The sequence below is a fragment of the Pseudoalteromonas sp. Isolate6 genome (genome assembly GCF_022398435.1).
In the GTDB taxonomy this organism is placed as follows: domain Bacteria; phylum Pseudomonadota; class Gammaproteobacteria; order Enterobacterales; family Alteromonadaceae; genus Pseudoalteromonas; species Pseudoalteromonas galatheae.
In genome coordinates, this window is the sequence record NZ_JAKEVK010000288.1 from 1 (window position 1) to 4,452 (window position 4,452).

4 protein-coding genes are annotated in these 4,452 nt (G+C 43.9%); 2 read left to right on the forward strand and 2 right to left on the reverse strand.

The genetic code is table 11. From position 1 onward, the window contains the following. Positions 1-145: 145 nt before the first annotated feature. Complete coding sequence (locus tag L1D50_RS21800; RefSeq protein WP_138523354.1) at positions 146-931, forward strand: DUF2884 family protein; 786 nt, start codon at positions 146-148, stop codon at positions 929-931. Between the two features lie 39 nt (positions 932-970). On the opposite strand, the gene L1D50_RS21805 is transcribed toward L1D50_RS21800, so the two are convergent. Next, on the reverse strand, positions 971-2,530 hold the full coding sequence (locus tag L1D50_RS21805; protein WP_239966818.1) for a PLP-dependent aminotransferase family protein: 1,560 nt from the start codon (positions 2,528-2,530) through the stop codon (positions 971-973). Between L1D50_RS21805 and L1D50_RS21810 the strand changes: the two genes are divergently transcribed. Next, positions 2,529-3,443: a DMT family transporter gene (locus L1D50_RS21810; protein ID WP_239966819.1), complete on the forward strand. Its 915-nt coding sequence runs from the start codon at positions 2,529-2,531 to the stop codon at positions 3,441-3,443. The genes L1D50_RS21805 and L1D50_RS21810 overlap by 2 nt on opposite strands. 41 nt (positions 3,444-3,484) lie before the next feature. Here L1D50_RS21810 and L1D50_RS21815 read toward each other — a convergent pair whose 3' ends face one another. Beyond that, positions 3,485-4,327 (reverse strand): YegS/Rv2252/BmrU family lipid kinase, encoded by an 843-nt coding sequence (locus tag L1D50_RS21815; RefSeq protein WP_128725295.1) that lies wholly within the window; start codon positions 4,325-4,327, stop codon positions 3,485-3,487. Between the last annotated feature and the right edge of the window lie 125 nt (positions 4,328-4,452).

The window sequence follows — 4,452 nt, forward strand, 5'->3', positions numbered from 1 at the left end:
AAATAACTATATTTTAGTCAATTCCGTCACTTTTTGAGCACATAAGTTTTCAATTAAAAAACATAAAGCATTGATCTTAATACAACTAATATTTGGCATTGTTCTTGATACAAAAAGCATGTAACTGAGCCAATAAGGATCGACCATGAATAAAATTTTACTACTAACAGCAGCAACGATGATGACAGCCACTGTCGCTGCACACGAAAAAAATAACATCACGTTTAGCGGTGACAATTGTGAAGTAGAATTTCAAAATGACGTTAGGATCACGCCTGATAACTTGGTGATCACAACAGCCAAAAACAAAACAGCTGAGATCAACAACCTTGGCGAACTGACACTCAATGGCGAGCGCATTGCACTCGATACGCAGCAAAAAACGATGCTCACGCAATATGGTGATGAACTAAGAGGCCGCCTACCACAAGTGGCTGATATTGCTTTTGAAGGCATAAAATTAGCGGGCGTTGCCCTTAATGAAGTAGCGCAAACCTTTAATTTAACCAGTTTAGATAGTATTCATGCAGTGATCGATGACCTCGAAACGGAAGTGCAAAATACGTTTTATCAGCAAGGTGCATTCGTGATGGGCAAGCAGACCTTTGATGAGTTTGGCCAAAACTTCGATAGTCAGTTTGAAGAAAAAATCGAAACGGCAGTACAGGGAGCCATGATGCAATCGATAGGTAGCTTATTGGTTGCAATTGGCAACGAAATGTCGGATGCAAACGGTGATATAAGCAGCTTTGAACAACGGATGGAAAACTTCGCAACGCAAATTGAAACTAAGGTCGAACAACAAGCAGAATCTATTGAGAAAAAAGCAGATGCACTGTGTGGCGACTTTGAACAAATAGCGAAAAACGAGGCCATTGTCGCAAAGTCTATCCCTGCCATGTCAGAGTACCAACTGTTTAAATTTAAATAATCCGACGTTGGCATAACTTACAATTTAATTAAGGGTACGTTATGCCAACCCTTTTCTTTGTGCATCGGCCAACTCACCCAGGGTTTTAATCGCTTGCTCTACCGAATTCCCCCAAGGCAAGCCATAACTGATACGTATACAATTTTGATATTTTTTGCTGGCACTAAATAGCGTACCAGGCGTAATACTGATCCCACACTCCAAAGCTCTTTGGAACAGCAAGGCTCCGTCAACATGCTTACCTAAGTCTAGCCACAGCACACAACCACCTTGCGGGCGGCTGACTCTTACCTCACTACCAAATGCGGCATTCACCGCTTGGATCATGCGATCTCGATTCTCAATTAACCGTTTACGAACCAACTTTAAATGGCGCTCATAACCCCCTGAGCTGAGAAAGTCCGCCAGAGCCCATTGATTCATTAAAGATGACGAGCAGCTCAACGCACGTTTTATGCGCTTTGCTTTTGCACTAAATTGACTGGCAACCATCCAGCCCACTCGATAGCTAGGTGCAGCGGTTTTTGAGAATGAGGCACATGTGATCACTAAGCCCTTTTGACTAAATGCTTGTGCTGGTATGCCACGCTGCTCGGTAAAATATAAATCGCCATACACATCGTCTTCTATCAACACCACGCCACGTTGCTCTAATAGTGCCACCAGCTGCGCACGTCTCGTATCTGGCATAAAACTACCGAGCGGATTACTAATACTGGTAGAAAACACGCAAGCTCGAATATCATGTTTTTCAAGCGCACGCTCAAGGTCGCTCAGCCAAATGCCGTCATCCGGACAAACAGGGATTTCGATGGCCTTTAGTCCCAAGTTTTCAGCCAGTTCAACAATGCCAAAATAACAAGGAGATTCAATCGCTATCACGTCTCCAGGCTTAGTTACCGCTTGTAACGCAATCGCTAATGCTTCTTGCGCGCCATTGGTGATCACCACTTCATCCATGTCTATTGCTAAGCCCATATCCAAATAACGCCGCACGATTTGCTTTTTTAAGCTATCTAAACCATCCATAGGACCATAATTGATGAGCTCATTCCCAGCTTCTTTCATTACACGGCGCATAATTTTGGCAAGTACTTGCTCAGTACCAGCGATGGCAATGGGGTTAGCGATACCTAAAGGGATTGCATGTGGCTGATGGATCCCATTATAGACTTGTTCAATCAACGCCTGCTTGTTAACCACTACGGGTTTGGCGGGTAATCTCGCACGCTTTGGCGAGTCGTTGTGCGAAGCTCTTTGGCATAAAAAGTAGCCTGACTTTTCTTTGGCAACCACTTTTCCTTGGTCTTCAAGTGCTTGATAGGCCTGCTTTACCGTTGGAATACTGACATTTAAGTTTTGCGCCATAACACGCAATGAAGGAAGCTTTTCGCCCGGTAAAATGGACTCTTGTTCTGCCATCGACAAGATCATTTGGATCACCTGCTGATAGAGAAAGGCGGAATGTTGGCGTTGAATAACGGTACTCATAAGCAATAATCTGTATAGGTATAAATTAGCAAATTCTGTATATAGCTTATACAGAATAACAGCGTAAACTACAGACTTCCACTGCTGTTTAAATCTAGAGCCGATCATGAAAAATCTGTTTCTTTACACCATCACTGTGTTGATTTGGGGATCAACATGGCTTGCCATTGAATATCAACTTGGCAGCATCAACGAGTTTGTGTCACTGTTTTACCGATTTGGTCTCGCCGCGATTTGTATGTGGGCATTTGTTATCTATAAGCGTGTGCCAATGCGCTTTTCCCGCCAAGATCACGGCTTTTTTATCCTCTTAGCGCTATGTAATTTTGGTGCCAACTATCTCTTCTTATATTGGGCTCAGGCACATCTAACGTCAGCGATGGCATCAATTGCGTTTTCATTATTATTGGTCGTTAATATTGTCAATACTAAGTTATTTTTTGCCAAACCTATTGCAAAACGAATTTACTTTGGTGCGTCATTGGGCACGCTTGGGATAGTCAGCTTGTTTTGGCACGATTTGGTCGCATTTGATTTGCAAAGCGAGGCCTTCTTGGGATTATCATTAGCTTTATTAGGAACAGTGGTCGCATCACTCGGAAATATGGTGAGCGTACGCAATTCCAATCAGCAAATTGATGTTATGGCGGGAAATGCTTGGGGCATGCTTTACAGCGCTGTCATGTTAGCAACCTATGTCGCCTTGAGTGAACATCAGTTTATCAACCAAGCGCCGGCATCATATTGGTGGTCTCTGATTTACCTCAGCGTGTTTGGCACCGTTATTGCCTTTGGTTGTTATTTCTCACTACTCAAGAATATTGGGCCTGAGAAAGCGAGTTATTTGATAGTGTTATTTCCTTTTGTTGCCGTGGCATTGAGTACCTTATTTGAAGGCTTTGAGTGGCAGCAAAACACCTTTATTGGGTTTATTTTGGTCATCCTAGGTAATGCGATTGTACTCACACCTTTAGATCGCATCTACGCTTGGCTGTCCATTCGGTCCCCAGTTAAAAGTTGAAGTCTTACCAATGCTTTAGCTTCTTACTTTCCAGCGCCATTTTATAATGGCGCTTTTTTTATGCACAGCGCCCGGCGGCGACAGGTTATCGTTGCAGGCGTGCACCCAACAATCTCACCATCCGCCTCAATGTCATACCCCTCTTGTGCGATAAAAAGCTCAGTAATGCGGCTGTGATGCACATTTCTCGTGCCCATATGACGTTTCAGCAGCATATTGACAAATAATATCACTCGCTGCCAATGCGTTTGCGGCGTAAACCACAGCAGCTCTAACTGACCGTCATCAAGACAAGCCATTGGGGCGGGAGTTAACCCTGCCCCAAAGTGTTTGCCATTCGCAAGTAACAACATCATACCCTGCTCTGGCCATTTTTTGCTGCGATAGCGAATGAGCTTGGCAGTAAACAGCGACATTAGTCCCGCATAGGTATAGCTCAACTTTCCCAAGCGTTTGGTTTGTCCTAGGTTATTCATCACATGCGCGTTAAAGCCAATCCCAGCAACATTGACAAACCAGCGTCCGTCCACTTTACCCAAATCAATACTTGTAAACTTGTCTGAAAATACAGCTGCTCGCCACTGTACTTTGGAATAATTAAACTGCCGAGCAAAATCGTTGCCAGTACCCGCTGGCAGCAGCGCAAGCGTGTTATCCCGTTCAGCAATGGCATTGGCGACTAGGTGCAAAGTGCCATCTCCCCCAATCACCACCACGCTAGCTCCCGCCGTTGCGGCTTGAGCAATTGCCTCCCTATCTGCGACAAAGTTTCCAGTGGTATTAAACCAAGTTGCTGTCAACTGCTGTTGTTTTAATTGTTGCTTTAACCATGCAATTTGCGCTTTCCCCTCAGCACCCGCTAAAGGGTTGACTACCACCAGCATAAAACCCCTTAAATACAAAAACTCAACTTATATGAATAAAAAACCAAAACTAAAACCAAAAATAAAAAGCAAAAACCACAAGCACCTATAATACCTGGGGTAAAGCCTAGTTAAGACAATCACAA